The organism is Ruminococcus sp. 1001136sp1_2201st1_G3_2201SCRN_220225, from assembly GCF_040924365.1.
GTDB lineage: Bacteria > Bacillota > Clostridia > Lachnospirales > Lachnospiraceae > Blautia_A > Blautia_A faecis.
In genome coordinates, this window is the sequence record NZ_JBCOME010000031.1 from 46651 (window position 1) to 49351 (window position 2701).

Genomic DNA, 2701 nt, shown 5'->3' on the forward strand with positions numbered 1-2701 from the left:
TTTGTCAGCTGGTCTGCTGCATATATGTTTACTTTTACTTTTCCTCCTGTGGCCTTTTCCATCAGCTCGCCAAACTTGCGGCCGCCGTCCGCCCAGGTAGAAGTCTCAGTTGTAGAGCATGCAAAATTCCAGGTGGTTTCCTCCCAGCCAAGATCACTGTAATCTGCGATCTCATTGAAGGAATAATCCCCGTCTCCGGCTGCAGAAGCTGCGGATGAGCCGCTGTCACCAGAGGAAAAATCTCCGGAATATGCACCATTTTTAGCAAGTGCTCTCGGAAGAGCCGTTGAAGTTACCGGAATATAGGTAACCACAAGAAGCACGGCCACACAGGCTGCCAGCATGGGCATAACTGCTTTTGAAATTTCCTGAAGGGTAACCTCCATGCCTTTTTTGATCTTGATTCCGATTGCCACAAACAGGTTGACACCAACCGGCGGAGTTACCTGTCCAATTGCAAGGTTTACAGTTGCCATCACACCAAATGCAACCACATCATAGCCAAGTGCTTTGCATACCGGAAGCATAACCGGAATAAAAATGTACATAGCAGAGTTTGCATCGATGAAGCAGCCTGCAATCAGGAAAATAATGTTTACGATCAGAAGGAAGGTAAACTGGTTATGTGCAATGCTTCCAAGAAGCGCTGAAGCTGCGTCTGCGATACCGAATTTGGTACATACATAGGAAAACAGGGAAGCACTTGCTACGATCAGCATGATTCCACCAGTTGTTTTCGCAGAATCCACGCAAATGTCAAACAGGTCTTTTAATTTAACCTCACGATAAATCACCATACCTACAAACAGACCGTATACAACAGATACAGCCGCTGCCTCAGTAGGAGTAAAAATACCGCCATAAATACCACCCAGAATAATAACCGGCATTAAGAATCCCCAGAAAGCATCCTTAAATGCATCCCAGCGCTCTTTTGCAGTCGCTTTCTTCTGGGCTGGCTGAATGCCTTTTTTTCTGGCTTCCACCATAACCACGATCACAAGGGCAACGCCCATCAGAATTCCAGGTACGATTCCTGCCATGAACATATCTGCAATAGATACGCCTGTGATAGAAGCATATACAACAAATGCAATACTTGGCGGGATGACAATGGCGATGGAGCTTGATGTTGCCATCAGGGCTGTGGAAAACGGTGCGCTGAAGCCTCCCCGCTCTACCATTGCCGGAATCAGAACTGCTCCAAGTGCTGCTACAGTTGCAGGTCCGGATCCGGAAATTGCGCCGAAGAAGCAGGCTACAATAACGCATACAATGGCGATGCCACCTCTTTTATGTCCCACGCAGGTATCTACGAATCTGACAAGTCTTTTGGAAATTCCGGCTTTTGCCATGATATTTCCGGAAAGTACGAAAAATGGGATAGCCAGAAGGAGAAATTTACTGATTCCGGCATACATATTGGTTGCAACGATGGTAAGGGAGGTTCCGGAGTACAGGATTGCACAGACGGAGGACAGTCCCAGACAGATTGCAATGGGAACTCCCATGATCAGGAAAACAAAAAATGAAATAAAAAGAACTGCACTTATCATTTATTTATCCTCCTTTTTCAGATTGCCTGTACAATAGTCAAGACAGTATTCAATAAAATGTAAGATCATGCATCCGGATCCGATTGGCACGAAGGACCAGAATATCCACTCCGGCCAGTTCAGAACGAAGGTACGTTTTCCGTTTTCCAGCTGTGTGATTACTTTTTCCATACCGAACCAGAATAAGATTGCGGTAAAAATAATGCACAGAACAGTGGTAAGGATAACAGATGGTTTTTTCAGTTTCTCAGGGAGACGGTCTGTAACCAGTGACAGGTTAACCAGTTCTCCTTCGCGGCATGCAAGTGCTGCAGCCATTAAGGTAATCAGTACAAAGACTGCGACCACAAGTTCCTCGGTAAAGGACCAGGAACGATGGATCACTTTTCGGGAAAAAACATTTCCCACGGTCAGAACCAGTATCAGCAGGGTAGACACTACCAGAATACAATTTTCTACTGCTGCTACTGCATTCATGATTTTTTTGAAGACTTTCATGATCTCTCCTCCTCTTAATTTACTTGTCAGGTTTTCGTCTTTCGTAAAATGGAACTATCTGTTATGCAGCCGCAGTACGATCCTGCCCGGCAGGGCTTTTGTGTAACAGGAAGTTCCAACGGAATTTCCTGTTACACAAAAAAAATCCGCCCCTGAACTAGGGACGGACCATATTAGACCGCAACCACCCTGTTTCCCCTTTGAAACAAGTACGAAAAGACAACGTACCGACATACGCGATTCCGATAACGGGGAACAACCGTGGAAACCTACTTGATGCAGTTCTTCACTTCGTATCTGGTTCCTGTTTGAAAAAACGGATACTTATGAAGCGTTCGGCTTCCCTTCTCGGGGATGATCTTCAAAACAGACCTGACGCTGCTTTCCACCGACACAGCTCTCTGTAGACAAGGTGCTTCTGTTTCTACTTCTTCCCTTCAAGGAATTTAATCCTTTTTTAATTTAGTTGTTTAACGAACTGAAGTAATTCTACTACTAAAATTCGGGGAAGTCAAGTATAATTATGCAATTGCTATTTAGTGTGTTGAAAGTTGTTCAAGGCGGACGCACTCGGACAATGGTGATTGCTCACTCGCCGGCGCAACGCTCCAGCGAACTAACTGCTAACTGCGACTAAATCGTTCAGG

General features: G+C 45.4%; 2 protein-coding genes. Both read right to left on the minus strand.

The features are described from left to right. A partial coding sequence (locus tag AB5642_RS11310) for a TRAP transporter large permease subunit (protein WP_368371622.1) occupies positions 1–1556 on the minus strand: 1556 nt, incomplete at its 3' end. Then, positions 1557–2054, minus strand: coding sequence for a TRAP transporter small permease (locus AB5642_RS11315; RefSeq protein WP_118583920.1), 498 nt, complete (start codon positions 2052–2054; stop codon positions 1557–1559). It lies immediately after the preceding gene. Positions 2055–2701 lie beyond the last annotated feature (647 nt).

Bases quoted from the DNA above. Each gene is read 5' to 3' on its own strand.
- AB5642_RS11315 (WP_118583920.1), bottom strand. From the start codon at position 2,054: ATGAAAGTCTTCAAAAAAATCATGAATGCAGTAGCAGCAGTAGAAAAT.